This is a genomic window from Stutzerimonas stutzeri (assembly GCF_024448935.1).
GTDB lineage: Bacteria > Pseudomonadota > Gammaproteobacteria > Pseudomonadales > Pseudomonadaceae > Stutzerimonas > Stutzerimonas stutzeri_AO.
Window position 1 is genome coordinate 1 of the sequence record NZ_JAMOIE010000081.1, and the last position, 23,397, is coordinate 23,397.

Annotated in this window: 18 protein-coding genes and 3 pseudogenes; 12 read left to right on the top strand and 9 right to left on the bottom strand. The window is 63.4% G+C overall.

Features of this window, described 5'->3' with window-relative positions; translation table 11 throughout:
- The first annotated feature begins 441 nt into the window (after positions 1–441).
- From NA637_RS19245 to NA637_RS19265, 6 genes and pseudogenes are all read left to right on the top strand, one after another.
- Positions 442–984, top strand: coding sequence for an Hsp20/alpha crystallin family protein (locus NA637_RS19245; RefSeq protein ID WP_256074019.1), 543 nt, complete (start codon positions 442–444; stop codon positions 982–984).
- 375 nt (positions 985–1,359) lie between these two features.
- Positions 1,360–1,538, top strand: a pseudogene (locus NA637_RS25735) (BON domain-containing protein); the annotation flags it as partial.
- Complete coding sequence (locus tag NA637_RS25740; RefSeq protein WP_423836752.1) at positions 1,486–1,644, top strand: BON domain-containing protein; 159 nt, start codon at positions 1,486–1,488, stop codon at positions 1,642–1,644. The pseudogene NA637_RS25735 and the gene NA637_RS25740, both read left to right, overlap by 53 nt.
- A gap of 369 nt (positions 1,645–2,013) precedes the next feature.
- Positions 2,014–2,754, top strand: a complete 741-nt coding sequence (locus tag NA637_RS19255; protein WP_256074021.1) for a helix-turn-helix domain-containing protein — start codon at positions 2,014–2,016, stop codon at positions 2,752–2,754.
- Positions 2,755–2,777: 23 nt separating this feature from the next.
- Positions 2,778–3,761, top strand: coding sequence for a zinc-dependent alcohol dehydrogenase family protein (locus tag NA637_RS19260; RefSeq protein WP_256074023.1), 984 nt, complete (start codon positions 2,778–2,780; stop codon positions 3,759–3,761).
- A gap of 214 nt (positions 3,762–3,975) precedes the next feature.
- Positions 3,976–4,539, top strand: coding sequence for a GNAT family N-acetyltransferase (locus tag NA637_RS19265; protein WP_256074026.1), 564 nt, complete (start codon positions 3,976–3,978; stop codon positions 4,537–4,539).
- A 650-nt stretch (positions 4,540–5,189) separates the two neighbouring features.
- Here NA637_RS19265 and NA637_RS19270 read toward each other — a convergent pair.
- Both NA637_RS19270 and groL read right to left on the bottom strand, forming a co-directional pair.
- Entirely contained in the window at positions 5,190–6,074 is an 885-nt protein-coding gene (locus NA637_RS19270; protein WP_256074040.1) for a universal stress protein, read from the bottom strand.
- A 366-nt stretch (positions 6,075–6,440) separates the two neighbouring features.
- Positions 6,441–8,057, bottom strand: a complete 1,617-nt coding sequence (groL, locus tag NA637_RS19275; protein WP_256074042.1) for a chaperonin GroEL — start codon at positions 8,055–8,057, stop codon at positions 6,441–6,443.
- A gap of 271 nt (positions 8,058–8,328) precedes the next feature.
- On the opposite strand from groL, the pseudogene NA637_RS19280 reads away from it, so the two are divergent.
- A pseudogene (locus NA637_RS19280) lies at positions 8,329–8,573 on the top strand (IS4 family transposase); the annotation flags it as partial.
- 507 nt (positions 8,574–9,080) lie between these two features.
- Positions 9,081–9,212, top strand: a pseudogene (locus NA637_RS19285) (hypothetical protein); the annotation flags it as partial.
- Between the two features lie 48 nt (positions 9,213–9,260).
- Here NA637_RS19285 and NA637_RS19290 read toward each other — a convergent pair.
- The 5 genes from NA637_RS19290 to NA637_RS19310 all read right to left on the bottom strand — a co-directional run bounded on the left by NA637_RS19290 (position 9,261) and on the right by NA637_RS19310 (position 15,271).
- Entirely contained in the window at positions 9,261–10,403 is a 1,143-nt protein-coding gene (locus NA637_RS19290; protein WP_256074047.1) for an acyl-CoA dehydrogenase family protein, read from the bottom strand.
- 15 nt (positions 10,404–10,418) lie between these two features.
- Positions 10,419–11,591 (bottom strand): acyl-CoA dehydrogenase family protein, encoded by a 1,173-nt coding sequence (locus NA637_RS19295; protein WP_256074058.1) that lies wholly within the window; start codon positions 11,589–11,591, stop codon positions 10,419–10,421.
- Positions 11,592–11,619: 28 nt separating this feature from the next.
- On the bottom strand, positions 11,620–12,249 hold the full coding sequence (locus tag NA637_RS19300) for a TetR/AcrR family transcriptional regulator (RefSeq protein WP_256074060.1): 630 nt from the start codon (positions 12,247–12,249) through the stop codon (positions 11,620–11,622).
- A 442-nt stretch (positions 12,250–12,691) separates the two neighbouring features.
- Positions 12,692–14,542 (bottom strand): glycoside hydrolase family 15 protein, encoded by a 1,851-nt coding sequence (locus NA637_RS19305; RefSeq protein ID WP_256074062.1) that lies wholly within the window; start codon positions 14,540–14,542, stop codon positions 12,692–12,694.
- A gap of 294 nt (positions 14,543–14,836) precedes the next feature.
- Positions 14,837–15,271: a PaaI family thioesterase gene (locus NA637_RS19310; RefSeq protein WP_256074064.1), complete on the bottom strand. Its 435-nt coding sequence runs from the start codon at positions 15,269–15,271 to the stop codon at positions 14,837–14,839.
- A gap of 295 nt (positions 15,272–15,566) precedes the next feature.
- On the opposite strand from NA637_RS19310, the gene NA637_RS19315 reads away from it, so the two are divergent.
- From NA637_RS19315 to NA637_RS19330, 4 genes are all read left to right on the top strand, one after another.
- The gene (locus NA637_RS19315; RefSeq protein WP_256074066.1) at positions 15,567–16,772 is read left to right on the top strand and encodes an acetyl-CoA C-acetyltransferase; all 1,206 of its coding nucleotides are present in this window, start codon (positions 15,567–15,569) and stop codon (positions 16,770–16,772) included.
- 13 nt (positions 16,773–16,785) lie between these two features.
- The gene (locus tag NA637_RS19320; protein WP_256074080.1) at positions 16,786–18,975 is read left to right on the top strand and encodes a 3-hydroxyacyl-CoA dehydrogenase NAD-binding domain-containing protein; all 2,190 of its coding nucleotides are present in this window, start codon (positions 16,786–16,788) and stop codon (positions 18,973–18,975) included.
- Positions 18,976–19,200: 225 nt separating this feature from the next.
- Positions 19,201–20,271, top strand: coding sequence for a BtrH N-terminal domain-containing protein (locus NA637_RS19325; RefSeq protein WP_256074082.1), 1,071 nt, complete (start codon positions 19,201–19,203; stop codon positions 20,269–20,271).
- 75 nt (positions 20,272–20,346) lie between these two features.
- Complete coding sequence (locus tag NA637_RS19330; RefSeq protein ID WP_256074084.1) at positions 20,347–20,733, top strand: PaaI family thioesterase; 387 nt, start codon at positions 20,347–20,349, stop codon at positions 20,731–20,733.
- Between the two features lie 327 nt (positions 20,734–21,060).
- Here NA637_RS19330 and NA637_RS19335 read toward each other — a convergent pair whose 3' ends face one another.
- Entirely contained in the window at positions 21,061–22,203 is a 1,143-nt protein-coding gene (locus tag NA637_RS19335) for an acyl-CoA dehydrogenase family protein (protein ID WP_256074086.1), read from the bottom strand.
- Between the two features lie 24 nt (positions 22,204–22,227).
- Positions 22,228–23,397, bottom strand: a 1,170-nt coding sequence (locus NA637_RS19340) for an acyl-CoA dehydrogenase family protein (RefSeq protein ID WP_256074095.1), incomplete at its 5' end; no start/stop codon positions are given.

The following is a 23,397-nucleotide window of genomic DNA, read 5'->3' on the forward strand; positions in this document are numbered from 1 at the left end:
GGTATCTGGTGCGAGCGCGTGAGCAACGACCGTGACAGCTTTGCACTTGCAACCCCCCCTTTTCTGGGCGTCCTTCTGAAGGATCGCGCCGATGTCCCTAAAAGGTAGTAAGCGCGACCGCTGATCGCCCGCACCGCTATCCCTTCGTTCGCCAAGTGGAGCAATTAGGGGTACTTGATAAAAATCAAACACGCCCCCTCTCTCTGAGCGGATCTTTGCGTCTGCGCCAGCATTTCCCGCAGGGTTGAAGCTTTCGACTCGCCGACCAGGCCTTGGCCACTCACAACGAGCGCCAAACCGATTTCGATGATCGAGGCACAGCCAACCCTACTTTAGTCGGCAGCGATGCTCAGCAAGGCATTGAGGATCGACCCAAAGCTGCTCCAGAGCGGGACATAAACTGTTGCAGACCACATTCGACACCCAACGGGAGCTCCCAAAATGGACAATTCAATGAAAAAAATGAGCGTTCAAAATGAAGACAAGGCTGCACAGCAGCCAGCAACATCTGACGCCTGGCGGCCTTTTGAAAAGCTTCGCCATCAGATTGATCACCTGTTCGAGGATTTTCGATATGGCTCTGACATGTCGCCGTTCGGACGTCGCTTATTCGAAGTGGAGCCGCTCTGGCGTCGGGAATTTGCAGGCCAGACCCTTCCGGCCGTCGATATTATCGAGAAGGAAAAAAGCTACGAAATCGCGGCCGAACTGCCAGGCATGGATGAGAAGAACATTGAAATTAAGCTGTCCAACGGCAGCCTGATTATCAAAGGAGAGAAGAGCGAGGACAGGGAAGAAAAGAAGAAGGGCTACCATCTGAGCGAACGGCACTACGGCTCGTTCGAACGGGTGTTTGGTCTACCTAAGGGGATCGATACTGACAAGATCGAGGCAAACTTCAGCAAGGGCGTGCTAAACATATCATTGCCTAAAAAACCTGACGCTATGAAGGCAGACAAGATCGTACCGATAAAAGGCGAATAAATTTGGCCAGGGCCCCTAGCAAACAGGGGCCCCAGGAACACTATCGTCATGCGGAGGCACTATTTAACAGTGCCTCCGCTTAGGCTTAGGCATCCATATCGCGCTTACATCTTTAACAGCACTGCGACCAGCTCCCGTGGCCAACATGTTCGTTATTTGGTCTACAAAGCAATGTACATCAGTGCGACTGACAACATTCAGGGCCTACTTATGCCCAACCTATCTATCGTCAAACTGAGGAAAACAAAACCCTTACTTAAAAACCAATGCAAATTGGAAGGCTGTTGATAAATATAAAAAATCTCATAGAACGCTGTGGTACAAAGCAACCGGCCGCCCTGTTTTTAACCTTCTATTCCTTTTGAGCACGCCATTATGAACGACCTTAACTTACGTAACGCAGTCTTGGAAGAACTCGAATTTCAACCCGATATTAACGCAGCGGAAATTGGTGTGGCGGTGCACAACGGTGTGATCACACTTCTGGCCACGTGAGCAGCTATGGTCAGAAAATCCGCGCCGAGCAGGCGGTCAAAGCCGTCAAGGGCGTACGGGCTGGAGGGCCAGGTCCACCTATGGCGCGAACGCGAGGTAGCAGAACGCGCTGCCTGGTCGGTCCCAGGAGTAGCCAAGGTAGACGATCATCTGAAAATCGCCTGAAAGACCAGTACCCAGAGGGCTCCGCTTCACCTACTACATCAAACCCGTTGCGCACTTATGCGACGGGTTATGGCACCGGCCGGATAGAGTATTAATCGGAGCGAGGCTTTAGATCATTCTAATTTTCCGTTACCTGCCGACCTTCGCTCTGATGGCAGCTCGCATGAAAGGTGCGCAGGGGAATACCATAAAACAAATCAAATAGTTACATGAACGACTGTCTCCCAAGCCGGATTAATGCTAACGAATAGCAATAGCCCCTATTAACTCTTTCGGTCCGCTCGTCAGAAGTCAGGGAACGGCTTGGCATTTAGCTCTCTACTGCTTACAACGCGCTATGCTTTCTGCAGATCAGGAGGCATAGTGAACATGTATGAAACCACGCCATTTCAATTACATTCATTGGAGCCCTCGTGTTCGCGCTGCGGTTCACTGGAGCTTTGCTTGCCCATGGGGCTGACCGGCCCGGAAGTAAAGCGCTTGGAAACGATGATGGCGCGACGCTTCAAAGTGAAGAAAGGCGCAAACCTTTATCGCGCACGAGAACCGCTGCGCTCGCTCTACGCGGTACGCACCGGCTCGTTCAAAACCAGCGTGTTGTCGATCGAAGGGAGAGAACAGGTCACCGGATTTCAAATGCCTGGCGAGCTCCTCGGGCTGGACGCTATCAGCACGAGCATGCATGCCGGCAGTGCGTTTGCCCTCGAAGACAGCGAGGTCTGCCCCATCTATTTTTCGCGGTTGGAAAAGCTCGCCCATGAGCTGCCATCTCTGCAGCACAACCTGAACAGGATACTGAGCAGGGAAATCGTGCGCGACCATGAAACGTTGGCGATGCTGGGTACTATGAGCTCCGAAGAGCGCTTTGCCGCCTTTCTTCTGAACATATCAGAGCGACTACGCAAGCGCGGATTCTCGTCCAGGGAATTTGTATTGAAAATGCGCCGAGAGGAAATCGGTTCCTATCTGGGTCTGCGTCTTGAAACCATCTGCCGGGCCATTGCCTATCTGCGCGACAACAGGCTAGCGGTAATATCAGGCCGGGACGTGCGGATCCTAGACATGGACGGGCTCGCGCAGCTAGGCGGAAGCCGCCGGTCTCTAGCCTAGTACGCCCACTTTGGAGAGCCGTCATGCGCGTCATGGTCCTGCAAGTTCCCGGCCAGCCCTTACAAGCCCAGGAGAGACCCATCCCGACACCTGGCCCATGCCAACTGTTGCTCAAAGTCTTGGCCTGCGGTGTATGCCGTACGGACCTGCATCTCGTAGACGGAGAGTTGCCTCAAGCGATCCTGCCGCGGGTGCCGGGCCATGAAATCGTTGGTGAAGTCATCGCCGTGGGCGCCAATGTCGCTAACGGCTGGCTTGGTTCACGGGTAGGTGTTCCCTGGCTGGGCTGGACCTGTGGACAATGCACATATTGCCGCTCGGATCGAGAGAATCTATGCGACCAGGCGCGCTTTACCGGCTGCCACATTGATGGGGGGTATGCACAATACACCGTGGCCGATGCCCGCTTCTGCTTTCCCCTCCCCGACACGCTGTCAAGCGTCGAAGCGGCTCCACTTCTGTGTGCAGGGCTCATCGGCTTCCGCGCATTGCAAATGGCGCAAGGTGCACAGCGCCTCGGACTCTATGGCTTCGGTGCCGCAGCGCACCTGGCAATACAGGTGGCAAAGGGACGAGGCCAACGGGTTTATGCCTTCACGCGACCTGACGACGATGAAGGCCAGCGCTATGCCCGCTCGTTGGGAGCCGAATGGGCGGGGTCTTCCGACCAGATGCCACCTGAGCCGCTCGAGGCCAGCCTTATCTTTGCGCCTGTCGGCGCGCTTGTACCCTTGGCGCTGGAAACGACCGTCAAGGGTGGCAATGTCATCTGCGCCGGTATCCATATGAGCGATATTCCCGCGTTCCCCTATCGACTCTTGTGGGGCGAACGCATCCTCCGCTCGGTTGCAAACCTGACCCGGGCAGACGGCACAGCATTCTTCGCCGAGCTGAGCCGGACACCCATACACAGCGACGTCACCTGCTTCGCCCTGGACCAAGCCAACGAGGCGCTGGCAAGTTTAAGAACCGGTGGGATCAAGGGCGCGATCGTGCTTACTGCCTGAGCGTTCCGTCGCCGCTCGCTTAGCAAATACCAGCCACCAGTCTGACGTGCCCCTTCTTCTACGCCTCACGCTGGTGGCCTATCAGCCCGATACCGAACGGATCCGGGCGCCAATATCTGATTTAGATCAGATTCGCGGATTGCCGCAGGCGTAGAAGGTGACTGTCACTGAATGTCATTCGCGCCGGTCACCATTTCCGAAGGAGATCGAAGCCATGCTCAATAACAGAGAACATAACGATCGTGCAGCTGCCGCATATGCTGCGCTCACCGGGCGATACTGGATCGAACCACTCAACAATGGCCGCCACGTGCTGATCCGCCCGTTGGAACAAAGCGACCGAGAACGTGAATACGCCTTCATCAAGCGTCTGTCGCCAGAATCCCGGCATATGCGTTTCCTTTCACAGATCAAGGAACCCGATACCGCAATGCTTGAGCAGTTGATGGACACTGACGGCAAGCAACGCATGGCCTACATTGCTCTAGTGCACGAAAACGGCCAACTGATCGAAATCGGCATCAGTCGCTACGCCGCTACGGGCGAACAGGAGTGTGAATGCGCAGTGACGGTTGCTGACGAATGGCAGCAGCTGGGCTTGGGCAAATCGCTGATGAAGCACCTGATAAGGTCCGCTCGCATTAACGGTTTCCGCTACATGTTTTCGATTGGCGCAGCCAACAACGTGCCCATGCAAGCACTGGCAAGAAGCCTGGGTTTCAACAGGCAAATCGACCCGCAGGATTGCCATCAGGTCATACATCGCCTTCATCTTTGAGCTGCGCGCTGGTGCCAGCGGCCCACTTTCGCCAAAGATTAGCCATGCCCGGCCTGGACATCAACGTCGTGTGGCGTGATGCACGATCCCCTCAGCAGTACTGCCAAGCTGTTTGTCCGCCGATCCACGCTGGGCGGCTCCTCAGACGCTGACATCCGTCCGCTGTTTTCGGCAAAGCCCCTGACGCACGTGACTGTACGCCCCAACCAAATGGCGACGCCACAGTTGCCCGATAGCGGCTCGGCCATGGCTAAGACGGCCCGCTGCTGTGCGGGTATGACCTACGGCACCCGGGGTATGTTCGTCTCATGCATCGCCGCCTCATTCATGCGCATACAGTAGCGCCAACTGAGGACGCAGACTGAGTCAGTTTCGCTGCGGCGCCGATTAAGGGTCGTTACGCTCCTCGCTGGCCATCAGTTGCTGGCCATCAGTTCGAGAGACATCTACCACGACCAATATCTTGCCTGGTCATGAACTGAGGACGTTTGTCCGCCGCGATCAACAGCAAATGCTGAAGGCGTGACCTGATGTGCCTCGCGCACGCTACTCACGACCGGTAGCTGCCCGATAGTCGCCGCTGCTCACAACCATTGTCCCGTCCCGAGCCGACTACGCCTGCGTTTTCATGACACTCGGCTTCGCTTGCGTTATACCGCCAAAACGCTGCAAGGCACCTGATACAAGATATGTTCAGTCGTGCTGCCCAAGAGCTTGTCCACGCCACGATATTGGACCCGCCCCATCACGATGGTGTCTATGTGCTGCTCGTCAACAAACTCACTCAGCACCGACACTGGCTGCCCCATCACGAAGTGCCTGCGGTCAGAGGGCACGCCGTGCAGCTTGGCCAGATCAAGAAAGCATCTTTCCTCGGCCTGCTTAAAGTCATCGAAGAGAGAAGAAAGCCCCATTCCATCCAGGTCGCCTTGGTAGAGCGCGGATGCGTCGCAAGCATGCAGCACGTGAAGCTCTGCCTGGCATTGCAGCGCAAGACTGGATGCATGGCGGATGATGCGGTCGTTCAGCTCGCCATTCGCCGGATCGAGACTCGACGAGTCGACTGCAGCGACGATCTTGCGAGGCAAGGCGGGTCCATTACGGCCAAGCAGGTAAAGGGGGATCGGGCAGTGCCGCAGTAGTCGCCAATCCAACGGAGTGAAAAAGGCACGCTTGAGAGCAGACTCGTGCTGCACCTCCTTGATCAACAGATCGGGATGCATCTCCGTGACATGGTCAAGGATGTTCTGGTGCATATCATCAACGCAGTCCAGCTCGGCCGTTACATCAACACCATGACCTCTGAGGTTATTGGCGTGATTGTTCAGCCAATCCCTATGCCCTTGCAGGCAGAGCTCCCGAGACTTCGCTCGGTCTGCTTCCTTGAGCAACGACAACAGCTGAAGCGAAGGAACCAGTGCCGCAATATGTAGAGTTGCACCGCTGGCGCGAGCCAGGGCCGCCGCATGGTTGATCGCCGTCGAGTGCCGCAGTGCGGGGTTGATGATCAATAACAGCCGCTGGTACTGGCTCATGTTGTCGCTCCAAAGCAGATGGAAGTCGATGTCACCGGTCCGTGAACCCGCCGTGACGCCAGCACCGGATTGATTGGCGGGCTGTGATTCAGCTTGCTACTTAGCGGTCTTGCTCCTTTGACTTTTATCAAACTCGCCAAGTTGATCGCTGCATTTTTAGCGTGCTCATCGGAGCCTGAAGCGCATCAGGACAATGCGCCTAGTTTTGCCTGGTCAACTGCTCGTTCTTTAGCGCCGTCGACCCCATGCGGGACGTGCGGCTCGCTGCGCTGCGCCATTCGTGCAGCCAGAGCGACTGTATGGATCGACATCCAATGCAACAAGTTGATGACCGGGACGGGCAATAGGTTGATGAATCCGCAGTGCTCATTCGGCGTAGCGTGGCGGAGCGGCCGCTTCCTTTTCCGGCATGTCGGTAATGGTGGCCTCAGTCAGCAGCAAGATACTGGCAACTGAGACCGCGTTTTCGAGCGCGATACGCACCACCTTGGTCGGGTCAATGATGCCCGCTTCGTACATGTCGACGTAGTTATTGGTGGATGCGTCGAAACCGATGTTTCCGGCTTCTGCCAGCATGCGCGCAACGACAACGCCTGCATCCACCGCCGAGTTTTCAGCGATGACCCTGGCCGGCGCCTCAAGCGCCCGGCGCAATATCTGCAGACCGGTCCTCTTGTCGCCGTCATGCCGGGCCTCTTCCGCCAGAACAGCGGGGACCGCCTTGAGCAAGGCCAGACCGCCTCCTGGCACGGTGCCTTCGGCGATTGCCGCCCGAGTCGCCGAGATGGCGTCGTCCAGCGCATCCTTGCGTGCCTTCATCTCACTTTCCGACGGCGCCCCGACACGGATCACAGCGACACCGCCGGACAATCTAGCCAGCCGCTCCTGAAGTTTCTCGCGATCGTAGTCGCTAGTGGTAGCGTCTATTTGCGTGCGAATCTGCTTCAGCCGCGCCTCGATGGCTTCGTGTGTTCCCGCCCCCCCGATCAGAGCCGTACTGTCTTTCTGAACTACGACCCGGTGGACGCGCCCAAGCTGTTGCAGGTCCACTTGGTCAAGGGCGATACCCAGTTCAGCGGAAACCAGCGTTGCCCCGGTCAGGACGGCGATGTCCCGAAGCGTTTCCTTTCGCCGATCACCGAATCCTGGAGCCTTGATGGCAACCGCTCGCAATACGCCCCGGATCTGGTTGAGCACAAGCGTAGTCAACGCCTCGCCTTCGATCTCGTCGGCAATGAGGACCAGAGGGCGACCGCTTTTGGCGATCAATTCGAGCAGCGGGAGCAGGTCATTTAGCGCCCCTATCTTGTGGTCACAAAGCAGCAGATAGGCATCATCAAACTCAACCAGCATCTTCTCGGCATCGGTCACGAAATAAGGCGAGACATAGCCCCGTTCAAACTGCATTCCCTCCATGACTTCGACGACGGTTTCAGTGGTTTTGGATTCTTCGACGCTGACAACGCCATCCACGCCGACCTTCTCTAGCGCTTCTGCGACCAACTGACCGATGACCACATCGTTATGGGCAGACAGCGCGGCGACCTGGGACTTCTCCTTCGGCGTGCTGACAGGGCGCGACAGGGCAGCCAACGACTCAACCACCAGTGCGAGACCGCAGTCCAGCCCACGTTTTAGATCAACTGCACTGGCGCCGGCGACTACATTGCGTATTCCATCAGTGAGCATCGCATGAGCTAACACCGTCGAGGTACTGGTCCCGTCCCCGACCGCGTCACCTGTACGTTCCGCCGCCTGACGCAACATCTGTGCGCCTAGATTTTCCTCTGGATCCAGCAAATCGATTCGCTTGGCTATCGTCACGCCATCGTTACAGACGGTAGGGTTACCCCAGCTATTCTGAATAAGCACCGATTTCGATTTGGGCCCCAGCGTCACGCGAACGGCGTCCGCCAACTGTGTGGCACCACTGATGATCTTCTCGCGAGCGGCGGCACGAAACATGATTTTGCTGTGAGCCATCTGGTCCAGTCTCCTGCGAGCATTAACGGTTGCGTCGTCTCGCAGCATCGTTGAAAGATGCCCACGCTCATTGAGGTTTATCAACAAAGCTACAACATGGCCGACCTGCTTGGTGAGCGTGAGGCGAGTGCGTTCGAGAGACTATCGGACGTCTCGCGCGAAGCTTCCGAAGATCCGCACGTTCTACGACTGGCTTTCCAACGAGTTCGAAAGCCGCTCCCCAGCGGATCGGAGCCACCTCATACAAAGCAGACATCTAGCAGTCAGTGCGCTGCAGCCGGTCATCGAGCAGCGCCACAAAGACCGCAAGCTGCGCTGGAAGGTCAACTTTACCCAAGGGGTGCACGCCTCAAGAACACCCTGGTCGACCTGCTGGTACGCCCCTGCGCGCAGGGTCTGGTCAACGTGCTGGAGTTGATGGCCAACAGTCGCAGCGCCGTGCGTCCGGGCCGCAGCTTTCCGCGCCAGCGTAAACACCTGGCCAGCCGTGGCTGCGAGGGCTACAAACCGACGCGCCGAGAACAAAACCCGCAGCCCGTACTGTTGTGCAAAAAAGCTGGCCAGAAGCGGTCGGCACACGCTCGCCCGGAAAACGAGAAACCCGCCCGCCGAGGCGAATCGGCATCCAGTAAGCTACCGTCAAGGCTGCGTCTGTGCTGAATTGGGGAGCAAAAATCGGTGACGGTGCTGCTGTCTCCAAGCGCTCAAACCCTGGGATTGCTTGCCCCTGGCAGGGTTGGGGGGCTTACTAATCTTTCGCCATAGCCAACTGCTCGACACGGTCTTCTGCAGGGCTGCCCTGCTCCGTTGCTTCGACAGGCACCGTGAGAGGCGGATAGCTGGGTCGGCAGACTACTCACTGCTGCCGGTCTTGTAAAACCACTGGCCGATCAGATACGCATCCCCAAGCAGGGAAAGAGCGACGCTGGCATCTATAAAACCGCCATGGGCGGCCTTCGTGGCCGACCTGCGCTCGCCCTACCCCATTGACGAGCCTTCATCGCCGCGACTGAGCAGCGCGGCGTGCGGCGCAACACCGCTTTCAACGGCGCCGAGCAGGAAGGCGTGGGCCTGTTCCAGGTGACGCAGAAGAACGGCGAACGCTGGAGCGCCACCAAGGGCTTTCTCACCCTGGTGCTGCAGCGGCCCAACCTCACCGTGATCACCGAGGCGCATGCCACGCGGATCCTCTTCGTCGGTTCCCTAGTCGGCCATGGTGAGCTCGGCGAAGCGGCGCACGTGGTGGCGCCGGTCGCCGTAGAGATTGCCGAAGGTGGTGAGCCGGCGGAAGTAGTGGCCGACGTCCAGCTCCTCGGTCATGCCGATGCCGCCGTGGATCTGCACCGCCTGCTGGGCGACGAACTTGGACGCCTTGCCGAGATAGGCCTTGGCGGCGGAGATGGCCTTGCGCCGCTCGCGGGCGTCATCGCTGTCGACCAGTATCGATACCATGTAGACCAGCGAGCGGGACTGCTCGAGGGCGTTGAACATGTCCACCAGCCGGTGCTGCAAGACCTGGAAGGCGCCGATCGGCGCGCCGAACTGCTTGCGAACCTTGGCGTACTCGGCGGTGCGCCGAAGCAGCGCCTGCATCGCGCCCAGCGCCTCGGCGCAGGCGGCGGCAGTGGCATGGTCCAACGCCCGCTCCAAGGCGGCGAAACCCTGGCCAGCCTCGCCCAGCAGAGCGGCCGCGCCCACCTCGACATCGTCGAGCTGCAGGTCGGCCGCCACGCCGCCTCCCATGACCGCGTAGGGACGCAGCGACACGCCGGCGGCCGCGGCATCGATCACGAACAGGCTGATGCCGTTTTCGTCAGCGCTATCGCCTGCCGTACGCGCGGCGACGATCAGCCGCTCGGCGTTCGGCGCATCGAGCAGGAACGCCTTGGCGCCGTTGAGGCGGTAGCCGCCGTCGGTTGCCTCGGCGCGGGTGGCACAGTGGCGCAGATCGTAGCGGGCGCCGCGCTCGTGAAAGCCGGTGGAAAGGCGGCCCGTGCCGGCGACGACGCCGCCCAGCAGCGCCTCCTGCTGAGCGGCGCTGCCGGCCAGCGCCACCAGCTTGCCGCTGAGCACCACGTTGGCGATGTAGGGCTCTATGACCAGGCCAGCGCCCAGCCCTTCGGCGACCAGCATGGTGTCCACCGCGCTGCCGCCGAAGCCGCCCGCCGACTCCGGCAGCGGCAGGCCCAGCCAGCCGAACTCGGCGAACTGCGCCCAGACCGCGGGATCGCTCTGCGAGGGCGCGGCCAGGGTCGTGAGGTAGCGTTCGAAACCGTAACTTTTGTCGACGAAGCGCTCCACGCTGTCGCGGATCATGCGCTGCTCGTCGGTGAGGGAGAAGTCCATACCTATGCCCCTTTTCTAGCCCAGCCCGAGGACGAGCTTGGCGATGACGTTTTTCTGGATCTCGTTGCTGCCGCCGTAGATCGAGCTGGCGCGCAGAAAGTTGTAACGGATGGTGGAGCTGTTGTAGGCCGGCTCGCCCACCGGCTGCTCGGGCAGCCAGGCCAGCGAATCGTAGCCGCCGAACTCCACCATTGCCTCGGAGATTGCCTGCTGCAGCTCGCTGCCGGCGATCTTCAGCCCCGAGGACTCGGCGCCCGGGGGCGCGCCCTTGGCGACCTTGTCGAGGGTGCGGAAGTTGGTGTACTCCAGCGCCAGCAGGTCGATTTCCAGCTCGGCGATCCGCTCGCGCACGCCCGGCTCGTCGATCAGCGCCCGGTCGCCGGCACGGTCGCGCCGCGCGACCTCCTTCAGGCGCGAGATCTCGTACTTGGAATCGGCCACGCCGGCGATACTGGTGCGCTCGAAGGTCAGCAGGTACTTGGCGAGGGTCCAGCCCTGACCCTCCTCGCCGACCAGGTTCTCCACCGGCACCTCGACATCGGTGAGGAACACCTCGTTGAGGTGGTGATGCCCGTCGATGGTAATGATGGGGCGCACTTCCACCCCCGGGCTCTTCATGTCGATGAGCAAAAAGGAGATGCCCTGCTGCTTGGCTACACCGGCGTCGGTGCGCACCAGGCAGAACATGAAGTCGGCCCAGTGGGCGTGAGTGGTCCAGATCTTCTGGCCGTTGACCAGGTAGTGGTCGCCCTCGCGCCGCGCGCGGGTCTTGAGGCTGGCGAGATCGGACCCCGAGCCCGGCTCGGAGTAGCCCTGGCACCAGTGCTCCTCGGCCGCGGCGATCTTCGGCAGATAGCGCTGCTTCTGCGCCTCGCTGCCGAACGCCATCAGCACCGGCCCGAGCATGGCCAGCCCGAACGGGCTGAGCTGCGGCGCGCCGGCGGCGGCGCGCTCCTCGTCGAAGATGTGGCGCTGGGTCGCGCTCCAGCCCGGGCCGCCGTACTCCTTCGGCCAGAAGTACGCCAACCAGCCCTTGGATGCCAGCCGCCGCTCCCAGGCGACCTGGGTCTCCTTGTCCATGGGGATGCCGATCTGCACGCCGTGGGGCGCGCGCGGCGCGTTCTCGCGCATCCAGGCCCGTACCTCCGCTTGGAAGCGGCGCTCCTCCGGGCTGTAGTCGATGTTCATCTGTTCCTCCTCGTGGTGGTGTCGTGCGTCATGGGCCGGGCTTGGCGATGGCGCGCCAGATCAGCTCGAACAGCGCCGGTGCCTTCGCCGCCAGCGGCTCGCTGCGGCCGCGGACCAGCCACATGGTGATCGAGCGCATGGCTACGCCCAGGAATACGTCCAGCAGATCCTTCTCGTCGACCTCGTCGGTCAGCGCGCCCTGGGCGCGGCCCTCGCCGAGCACCCGCAGGAACACCGCCATCAGCTCGGCCTGGCGGAAGGTGTCGTCGCGCCGCCAAGTGTTCAGATACACCGAGCTGATGATGATCTGTGCCACCTGCGGGCGGCGCTCGATGTAGTCGAGCACCAGCCAGAACACCTTGCGCAGCCGATCCTTGTAGTGCTCGATGCCCTGCAGGTGGTCAATCATCCGCCTGGCCAGCTCGCCGAGCCGCGAGTCCAGCGTCGCGAACAGCAGCGTCTCCTTGCTGCCGTAATACTTGTAGATGGTCTGCAGGCTGACCTGCGCCCGGGCGGCCACCTCGGCCAGCCTGACGCGGTGAAACTCCCGCGCGGAGAACAGGTCGAGTACCGCCGCCTCGATGCGCTCGCGGGCCGCGCCCTCCAGGCCAGGCCGTGGCCGCCTGGAAGCACCCGAATGGGTGGCGGTAATTTTCATTACCGATCGTTCCAGCTGAACTTCTTGCACGTTTTGCAGCACCATTTGCCTGTTCCGCTGCACATAGTAGCGGACATCGGCTGCATTTGACACATGGAAACCTTTTAATGGCGCAAATCCGCGAAGCCTTTGGGGCCGCGTCATCCGCGCAGAGTAACCAGGATTACCCTCTGTAGAGCCTCACGGACGGCGTTCCGCCTGCCGCGCCGGTTGGCGGATTGTTCGCTATCGCTCAGAATCCACCCTGGGCTACAGATCCGCTTGGGCGCAGGGGTGTACTCGCCGAAGCAGAGCATCGTGGGGCGCGGTCCCGGCCGCAGGGCGGGGCCGGGGCTACGGCAGATCGTGGCTCCGCGCTCAAGGCCCGCCCGGCCATGTTCCGCGCGACCTGCACGGTGCCCGGGGGCAATATCTGCGAGGGCGGCAGGGCTCGGCGCCGCGCTCAGCGACTCCCCCGGCGCAACGGCGGACTGGGAGCGTCCGGATCGGCCTGGCCTTCCTGGGCGCGCTCCCGCGCCGGCCCTTGGGAGAGCCGGGTCAGGTTCTGCGCGGAATTGATCAGCGCCACGTGCGAAAGCGCCTGCGGGAAGTTGCCCACCTGACGGCCGGAGCGCGGATCGTATTCCTCGGCCAGCAGGCCGACGTCGTTGCGCAGGTCCAGCAGCCGCTCGAACAGCCGGTGCGCCTCGTCGAAGCGCCCCGCCAGGGCCAGGTTGTCCACCAACCAGAACGAGCAGATCAGGAACACCCCTTCCTGGCCCTGCAGGCCATCGATGCCCGGGTCGTTGCGATAGCGCAGCACCAGGCCATCCACCAGCAGCTCGCGTTCGATGGCGGCGAGGGTGCCCCGAATGCGTGGATCCTCCGGCGGCAGGAAGCCGACCAGCGGCAACATCAGCAGCGAGGCATCGAGTTCATCGCTTCCGTAGAACTGCACGAAGCTCTGCCGGCTGGCGTTGTACCCATGGGCAAGGATATCGGCGTGGATGGTATCGCGCAGCGCGCGCCATTTGTCCACCGGGCCAGGCAGCTGCCAGCGTTCCACCGCTTTCACCGCACGGTCGGCCGCCACCCAGGCCATCACTTTGGAGTGGGTGAAATGCCGGCGCGGGCCGCGCACCTCCCAGATGCCCTCGTCGGGATTGCGCCAGGCCTCCTCGAGGAAGTCCAGCAGCACCTGCTGGATGCGCCAGGAGTCGCCGTCGGCGCCGATGTCATGCAGGCGCGCGGTATGGAAGACATCCATCAGCTCGCCATAGACATCCAGCTGGAACTGCTCATGGGCGGCATTGCCGATCCGCACCGGATGGCTGTTCTCGTAACCCGGCAGCCAGGGCGCCACCGATTCGCTGAGCAGCCTTTCGCCATAGATGCCGTACATGATTTGCATCTGCACAGGCAGGCCGGCCACCGAGCGCTGCAGCCACTCGCGCCAGGCGACGGCCTCGCTGCGGTAGCCGCAGGTGAGCATGGCGTACAGGGCGAAGGTCGCATCGCGGATCCAGCAGTAGCGGTAGTCCCAGTTGCGTTCGCCGCCCAGATCCTCCGGCAGCGAGGTGGTGGGGGCGGCGATGATGCCGCCGGTCGGGTTGAAGGTGAGCGCTTTCAGGGTGATCACCGAGCGCAGCACCGCCTCACGCCATGGCCCTTGATAGGTGCAGCGTCGCGACCACTCCTGCCAGCTGTGCTCGGTTTCCTTGAGGCTGGTCTCCGCGTCCTGGGTCACCGGTAGCGGATCGAACGAGCGATGCCAGGTGAGCATGAACGACAGGCTCTGCCCGGCATGGATGGCAAAGGGTGCATGGGTGATGAAGTGCTCGTTCTGCAATTCGACCGGGGTGGCCAGCTTGACCGCGTGGGGGCCTGCCACCGCGCTCAGCCCGTAGGGCGTCCGCCGGACCCAGGGCACCGTCCGGCCGTAGTCGAAACGCAGGCTCAGGCGCATCTGCATCGGCACCGTGCCGGTGCGCCCGCGCAGCAGACGGATCACGTCCACCTGACCGTCCTCGCGCGGCATGGGCATGAAGTCGATCAGCGTCACCGCGCCGCTGTCGGTCTCGAAGTCGGTCTCCAGGACCAAGGTGCCGTCTCGATAGCGCCGGCTGACCTGCCGCACGGGAATATCGGGCGCGATTTGCCAATAGCCGTGCTCCTCGTTCCCCAGCAGGGCGCAAAAGCATGCGGGGGAGGCGAAGGTCGGCAGACACAGCCAGTCCATCGAGCCATTCTTGCCGACCAGGGCGCAGGTGTGAGTGTTGCCGATCAGGGCATAGTCTTCGATGCGTTGGGACATGGGTCATCCTTCACCGGAGAAGGCATCTTGCTGCCAGGATGGGGTTTTCAGCCGTTGCCGGCAAGCACGGATGCGCCGTCACGCCGTCATGGCCAGGGGCGGGTACCGGTGAGGCAAGCCGATGCATCCGGGGCCAGCCATCGTCTAGACGGAACGCTTGGCTCTTCGGTTCAAGGAACTGGCAAAACAATCGTCACGCCGGCGGAGTGTCTGTCGTGATCGGCCGATTCCTTGCCTGCCCCATCGCCGCGCAGACTTCCTGGCGCAAGGCGAGCGGGGCGATAGGTGTTTCCGCTAGCCGGCGCCCTTCTCCGCAGACATTGCAACGATGGTGCCCTGGGCCGTCGCGCAGAGACGCTCCTCGCCGTTGTCCGTGACCACCAGCACGTCGCAGCGGCATACCGCCTGGCGCCGGCTGGAGTAAACCACGCTGCCGCGGGCGATGAGTCGCGCGCCCTGCGCCGGACGCAGGTAGTTGATCTTGTATTCCGAAGTGAGCACCTTGGGCCCCAGCATCGAGCCGCCGGCGAAGGTCAGCGCATTGTCGGCCGCATAGCTCAACACGCCGCCATGGACAAAGCCGTTTTGCTGCAGCAGATCCGCGCGCAGGGGGATCTCCAGCACCGCCTCACCCGGTGCGAAGCTCAGCAGTTGCGTGCCCAGCAAGCGGCTGAACGATTGCGCCGCGAGCGCTTGCTGACCCACGGCAAAGAGTTCGTCGCGATCCATGTTGTCCTCCTGACGGCTTCTCACGGGTGTGTCGACATCGGGGTGGGCCCGGCCGTGGTCGCCTCTGCTCACCGGACGTGGAAAGGGTAATATCGGTTACCGCCATTTTCGACTGACCTGGCCGAAAGTTTGGGATGCCAAACTCCCTCACTTGGTGTACATAATAGGACACTCGGTGTCCGTTCGATAGGCTAAAGGCCCTCCGGCCGGTGTGGTTTCGAACATCCTCCGGCGGCGGGTCACCCAGAACCCGGTAATCCAGATTACCTTTCGCATCAGGCCAGGAGTGCCAGACATGACTGAAGCAATGATCTTCGACGCCGTGCGCAGCCCGCGCGGCAAGGGCAAGAACGACGGCGCGCTGCACGAGCTGTCCCCGGTGCAGTTGCTGCGCAACCTGTTCGACGCGCTGCGCGAGCGCAACGACCTCGACACCAGCCACGTCGACGACGTGGTGCTGGGCTGCGTGACCCCGGTAGGTGAACAGGGCGCCGACATCGCCCGCACCGCGGTGCTCTACAGTGGCTGGGACGAGCGTGTCGCCGGCGTCACCCAGAGCCGCTTCTGCGCCTCCGGGCTGGAGTCGGTCAATCTGGCGGCGCAGAAGGTGCGCTCGGGCTGGGAGGATCTGGTGGTGGCCGGCGGCGTCGAGTCGATGTCGCGCTGGCCGATGGGCACGGACGGCGGCGCCTGGGCCATGGACCCGCGCGTCAACAGCGCGCTGGGCTTTGCCCCGCAGGGCATCGGCGCCGATCTGATCGCCACCCTGGAGGGCTTCTCGCGCGAGGATGTCGATGCCTTCGCCGTGCGCTCGCACCAGCGCGCGGCGCAGGCGCGCGCGCAAGGGCGCTTCGCGCGCTCCATCGTGCCGGCACACGACATCAACGGTCTGTCGGTGCTGGACCACGACGAAACGGTGCGCCCGGACACCACGCTGCAGACCCTCGCCGGGCTCAAGCCCTCCTTTGCGCAGATGGGCGCCATGGGCTTCGACGCCACCGCTATGGCCAAGTACACCACGGTGGAGGAGATCAACCACGTCCACCACGCCGGCAATTCCTCCGGCATTGTCGACGGCGCCGCGCTGGTGCTGGTCGGCAGCGAAGAAAAGGGCCGCGCGCTCGGCCTCAAGCCGCGCGCGCGCATCGTCTCCACCGCAGTGATCGGCGCCGAGCCCACCATCATGCTCACCGGCCCCGGACCGGCCTCCAGGAAGGCGCTGCAGAAGGCCGGCATGCAGGCTAGCGACATCGATCTGTTCGAGATCAACGAGGCGTTTGCCGCGGTGGTGCTGCGCGCCGTGCGCGATCTCGACATCGACCTCGACAAGGTCAACGTCAACGGCGGCGCCATCGCCATGGGCCATCCGCTGGGCGCCACCGGCGCCATGCTGCTCGGCACCCTGCTCGACGAACTGGAGCGCCAGGACAAGGAGCGCGGCCTCATCACGCTCTGCGTCGGCGGCGGCATGGGCATCGCCACCATCATCGAACGCGTCTAAGGAGGGCAGCAACATGACCGATCAACAAGATATCGTCGCCCTGGGCGGTGACGCGGTGCGCGTCGCGCTGGACGCACAAGGCATCCTTACCCTGACTCTGGACATGCCGGGGCGCTCGGCCAACGTGCTCAACGAGGCGCTCACGGGGCCGCTTGCCGCGCTGATCGCGCGCATCGACAGCGACGCCGCCGTAAAGGGCGTCATCATCACCTCGGCCAAGAAGGACTTCCTGGTCGGTGCCGACATCGACGAGCTCTACACCATCACCGACCCGGCCGCCGCCAAGCACCTGGCCGACGCCTTCAAGGACCAGATGCGCCGGCTCGAGACCAGTGGCAAGCCGGTGGCGGCCGCGCTCAACGGCTCGGCACTGGGCGGCGGCCTGGAGCTGGCGCTGGCCTGCCACCACCGCGTGGCATTGAACTCGCCCAAGCTCAAGCTCGGTCTGCCCGAGGTCAAGCTCGGCCTGCTGCCGGGTGGCGGCGGCACCCAGCGGCTGCCGCGGCTGATCGGCATCCAGGCGGCGCTGCCGCTGCTCACCGAAGGCCGCGAGCTGCGCCCGGAGCAGGCGCTCGAGCAAGGCATCATCCACGCGCTCGCCGCCAGCGCGGACGAACTGCTCGTAAAGGCCCGGCAGTGGATCGAGGCGGCGCTCGCCGCAGGCCAGCCGGTGGCGCAGCCCTGGGATCGCAAGGGCTTCAAGTTCCCCGGCGGCGACGCCAGGAGCCCGGCCAACGCCCAGCTGTGGGCCATCGCTCCGTCCATGCTGCGCCAGAAGACCCACGGCAACTATCCGGCACCGCTCAATATCCTGTCGTCGGTATTTGAGGGCGGCCTGGTGGACTTCGACACCGCACTGAAGGTCGAGAGCCGCTACTTTGCCGAGCTGGCGGTCGGCCGCGAAGCCAAGAACATGATCGGCACGCTGTGGTACCAGCTCAACAAGATCAACCGCGGCGAGTCGCGCCCCGAGGGCCACGAGCGCCGCCCGATCAAGAAACTGGGCGTGCTCGGCGCCGGCATGATGGGGGCAGGCATCGCCTACGTCTCGGCCCAGGCCGGCATCGAGGTGGTGCTGAAGGACGTCGACCAGGCCAGCGCCGACAAGGGCAAGGCCTACTCGGCCCAGCTCGAGGACAAGGCCATCGCCAAGGGCCGTGGCAGCGAAGAAAAGAAGCGGCAGCTGCTCGAGCGCATCCAGGCCACCGGCGACGACGCCGATCTCGCCGGCTGCGATCTGATCATCGAGGCGGTGTTCGAGGACCGCGAGCTCAAGGCCAAGGTGACCGCCGAGGCCGAGGCGGTGATGGAGCCGAGCGGTGTGTTCGGCTCCAACACCTCGACGCTGCCGATCACCGGGCTGGCCCAGCGCAGCAGCCGGCCGCACCGGTTCATCGGCATCCACTTCTTCTCGCCGGTGGAAAAGATGCCGCTGGTGGAGATCATCGTTGGCGAGCAGACCAGTGACGAGACCCTGGCGCGCGCGTTCGACTACGTGCAGCAGATCAGGAAGACCCCGATCGTGGTCAACGACTCGCGCGGCTTCTACACCTCGCGCTGCTTCTCCACCTACGTGATGGAAGGCCTGGCGCTGCTCGCCGACGGCCAGCACCCGCGCACCATCGAGCAGGCTGGCCTCGCTGCCGGCATGCCGGTGGGGCCGCTGGCGCTGCAGGACGAGGTGTCGCTGTCGCTGGCGCTGCACGTCATGAACCAGACCCGCAAGGACTTCGAGGCCGAGGGCAAGGCGTACCGGGAGCACCCGGGCGAGGCGGTGATCCGCACCATGGTCGAGGAGCTCGACCGTCCCGGCAAGCGCGCCGGCCGCGGCTTCTACGACTACCCCGAGGGCGGCAGGAAGCGGCTGTGGCCGGGGCTCGCCGAGCACTGGCCGGTCAAGGCCGAGCCGCTGTCGCAGCAGGAGATGGTCGATCGGCTGCTGTATGTGCAGGCCAACGAGACCGCGCGCTGCTACGAGGAGGGCGTGCTGCGCTCGGTGCCCGACGCCAACATCGGCAGCATCTTCGGCTGGGGCTTCGCGCCCTTCCACGGCGGCACGCTGCAGTTCATCAACAGCGTCGGCGGCAGCCGCGCCTTCATCGCGCGCGCCCATGAGCTCGCCGAGGCCTACGGCGAGCGGTTCGCGCCGGCGCAGGTGCTGGTGGAGATGGCCGAGCGCGGCGAGGACTTCCCTGGGCGGTAGCGCGGCCGACGTTCACGCACGGCCGCGCGGAGCCGGTTGTTGTACGCGGCAAGGCCGAGGTTGCCAAGCCCGCTAGGGCCTGTTGACGTTTCCTGGACGGGGTCGCGCGGAAACGTCAACAGGCCCTTGGCATCGTCGGTTCGGACGATGCTTGGCAACACGCCGCCGGCTAAGGTGAACTCAACCGTAACATGCCAGGCGACAACAGCAGTGGAGTGAACAGCGATGAGCCGGACCATCATTGAATCCTACCCCCACCAACTCGGCGGCCATTGTGGCTCAGGCGCCCTGCGGGACCTGCTGCACTGGGCCGGGCTCGGCTGGGACAGCCTGCCCGGCGACGGGTTGCCAGGTGAAGGCCTGGTATTCGGCCTGGGAGGCGGCCTGTCCTTCATGTATACCCGCTATCCCGGCCTGACGCCGCCCATCTACCTGGTGGGCCGCAATGGCGACATGGAGCTGGATTTCTGCCGGCGACTGGGCATCGAAACCCGCCGCCAGCAAACCGAGAACCCGGATGAGGCCTGGCGCTGGGTGAAGGACGAGATAGATGCCGGCCACCCGGTCATGGTCTGGTGCGATATCGCCGAACTGCCCTACTTGCGGGTCAGGCTTTCCAATACCCGTCACGACGTCGTCGTCATCGATTATGACGACGACCGCAGCAGGGTATTGATCGTCGACAACGACCGGGAAGAGGTCCAGGACGTTCCCATGGACGCCTTCCGGCGAGCGCACGGCTCCCGTGGCTTCCCCGGGCCGAACCGTTTCGCCACCTATCCGATGCGTTTTCCGAGCCGGTTGCCCGATCTGCTGACCTGCGCCCGGGAGGCGGCAGCATCGGCGGCGCGGGTACTGGGCGGCGAAGATGCCCTGCTGTTCGACGTCTCGACCCTGCCGGAGGGCAGCCTGGTGGCCTCCGGCGTGGAGGGCGTCAAGGCGTTCGCCGATGACGTTGCTACCTGGTCCCACCGCCTGGATCCGGATGAACTGACCGCTGCCGTCAGAAGCCTACCGGTGTTCGTGGAAAAGGCCGGCACGGGAGGCGGTTTCTTCCGGCGGCTGGAAGCCAGCTTCTGTCGGGATGTCGCACAGGCGACCGGCGACACGGCCTTTGCAGCGGCCGCCGACGCCTGCCAGCGCAGCGCCGAGGCCTGGAGCGCACTGGGTGACACGGCCCGGGCGGAGCCGATGGACATCCGGGCCCTCAGCGAGGCCGCCCAGCCGTTGCCTGCGCATGAACTGGCCATGCAGCGAGCGCTGGAGCAGGCGGGCCGCGCCGGGTCGCTGAAATAACCAACCGACAATCAACAACACACAAGGAAGCAAACGATGGCAATTCGGGCCAGTGCGCAAGAGCTGCAGTCCTTCATGAGCGGCGAATTTCCCCAGGCCACCATCAGGGTGGAAAAGGTGGATGAACAGGAGGCGTGGGTGCGCCAGCCGGTGGACGAATCGCACCTGCGCCCCGGCGGCACCGTGTCCGGCCCCACCATGATGGCCGTCGCCGACACCGCCGCCTACGTGGTGGTGCTGTCGCATATCGGTATCGTGCCGCTGGCGGTCACCAGCAATCTGAATATCAACTTCCTGCGCAAGCCCGAATCCGGCAAGGCCCTGCTGGCCAAGGGCACCCTGCTCCACCTGGGCCGCCGTTCCGTACTGACCGAGGTGCAGATCTATTCGGAAGGCCACCTGGAAAAGCCGGTCGCTCATGCGGTCGTGACCTACGCCATCCCTTCCTTCCACAGGGAATGAAGGGCAGACCTCCCTGGCCCTGTCAGCGCACCCACCCCAGTGACCCGCTCAAACAGCACCACCATGGCGCTGGCGTGTAGCTGGCCCGCATGGCTTTCGGTGCCTTTCCCGTGCAGGCACGGGCGTGGACACCTTCCAGGATGATGCCGAAGTTGTAGCAGGCTAGTACCGCATACCAGTCGATGCTGGACGTATCCCGGTGGGTCCGGGCCCGGTCATGCTCCACCAGTTCCTCGGCGCCCAGTGCCGAAGGCAGCAGACTTTTAAACCTGTTCGCATTTCATGGTCCAACACGCTTGACAGGCCTCGCCTTCGTCGGGCCGGGACTCAGTAACCGTTCAGGGCCGCGAAGCGCTCTACGTGGTAGCGATAGTCGCCGAACAGCTGCTGCACCGGACGAGCACGCTTGAGGAACAGCCCGATGTCATACTCGTCGGTCATGCCCACGCCGCCGTGCAATTGCACGCCCTCGTTGGTGGCGAGTTCCGCCACCTCGCAGGCCTTGGCCTTGGCCACGCTGACCCGCATCGCAGTGTCGGCGTCACCGTCGTCGAGCGCCTTGAGCGCCTTCAGGACCACCGACTTGAGCAGCTCGATCTCGCTCCACAGATGCGCGGCACGATGCTGCAGCGCCTGGAAGGAGCCGAGGGTGACGCCGAACTGCTTGCGCTCCTTCAGATAGGCCACGGTGCGCTCGAACGCCTCCTGGGCGATGCCCAGCAGCTCGGCGGCGAGATGGGCATTGCCGACGTCGAGCAACCGCTCGAGCGTGGCGCTACCCTGGCCGACCTCGCCGAGCACCGCCTCGGCGCCGACCCGCACCTGGTCGAAGCGCACCACGCCCGCATTGCGGCTGTCCACCATGAGCGTACGCTCGACCTCGACCCCCGGCGCCTCACGATCGACCAGCAGCAGGGTGATCCCGTCGGCATCACCCGCCTCGCCGGCGGTGCGTGCCGCGACGATCAGCGTGTCGGCGACGTGCGCGTCGATGACATAGGTCTTGCGGCCGCTGATCACGAAGCCGTCGCCGCTTCGCTCGGCGCGGGTGCGGACATGGCGCGGGGCATGGCGGCCCGCTTCGTCCACGGCCAGCGCAGTGAGCAGCCGGCCTGCGGCAATGGCGGGCAGATAGCGCTGCTGCTGCGCCTCGTTGCCTGCCATGCGCAGGGCGCACACGCCCAGCACACCAGTGGCGAACAGCGGCGAGGCGCTGAGGTTGCGCCCGGCCTCCTCGAGAATCTGGCCCATGCCGACATGGCCGAAGTCGGTGCCGCCGAAAGCTTCGGGCACCAGCGTGCCGACGAAGCCCATCTCCACGCTCTGCTGCCAGAGCGCCAGCGAGAAGCCGGTGGCGTCGCGGCTGTCGCGCAACTGGCGCAGCTGGGCAACGGGAGCGTTTTCCTGCAGGAAGCCCTTGGCGGCATCCTTGAGCATCTGTTGTTCTTCGTTCAATACGAGACGTTGCATGTCAAATGACCTCGACGCAGTGGCTCAACCCAGGCCCAGAATGTTCTTGGCGATCACGTTCAACTGAATCTCCGACGTACCGCCCTCGATGGAATTGCCCTTGGAGCGCAGCCATTGCCGCGGCAGGGCGCCCTCGTTCCAGGCCTCGCCCTCCCAGACCATGGCCTCGCTGCCGTACAGCGTGATCAGCAGCTCCTGACGGCGCTTGTTGAGCTCGGTGCCGTAGTATTTGAGCATCGCCGAGGCGTAGCCCACGCCCTGGCCGGCCTTGGCTTCGTCGAGCACGCGCTCCGCCGTCGCCTCGAAGGCCTTGGCGTCGATGTCCCAGCGGGCGATGTCGCTGCGCAGGAAGCCGTCCGCCAGGCGGCCCTGCTCGAGCCCCAGCACGTCCACGGCCTGCTGGCTCAGCGTCTTCTCGCCGGCCGCGGTGCGTCCGAAGCCGCCAATCATCTCGCGCTCGTGGGTCAGCAGGTACTTGGCGATGGTCCAGCCCTGGTCTATCTCGCCGACCACCTGGTTCTTCTCGACGCGCACGTCGTCGAGGAAGGTCTCGCAGAACGGCGAGCTGCCCGAGATCAGCTTGATGGGACGGGTGGTGACGCCGGGGGTGGTCATGTCGAACAGCACCAGGCTGATGCCCAGCTGCTTCTTGACGTCGGGATTGGTGCGCACCAGCGCGAACATCCAGTCCGCCTTGTCGGCGTAGGAGGTCCAGACCTTCTGGCCGTTGACAATGAAGTGGTCGCCCTTGTCCACCGCCCGGGTCTGCAGGCCGGCCAGGTCGGAGCCGGCGCCGGGCTCGCTGTAGCCCTGGCACCAGCGGATCTCGCCGCGCGAGATCGGTGGCAGGTGCTGGCGCTTCAGCTCCTCAGAGCCGAACTTGAGCAGGGCGGGGCCGATCATCCACACGCCGAAGCTGTTGAGCGGCGGGCGCGCCTGGATGCGCGCCATCTCCTCGCGCAGGATCTTGTGCGCCTCGCGGGACAACCCGCCGCCGCCATACTCGGTGGGCCACTCCGGCGCGGTCCAGCCGCGTGCGGCCATACGCTCGAGCCACAGGCGCTGGTCCTCGCTCTGAAACTGGCAGTTGCGCCCGCCCCAACAGACATCCTTGTCGCTCCTGAACGGCGACCGCATGCTCTGCGGACAGTTTTCTTCCAGCCATGCGCGGGTCTCCCGACGAAACGTTTCTAG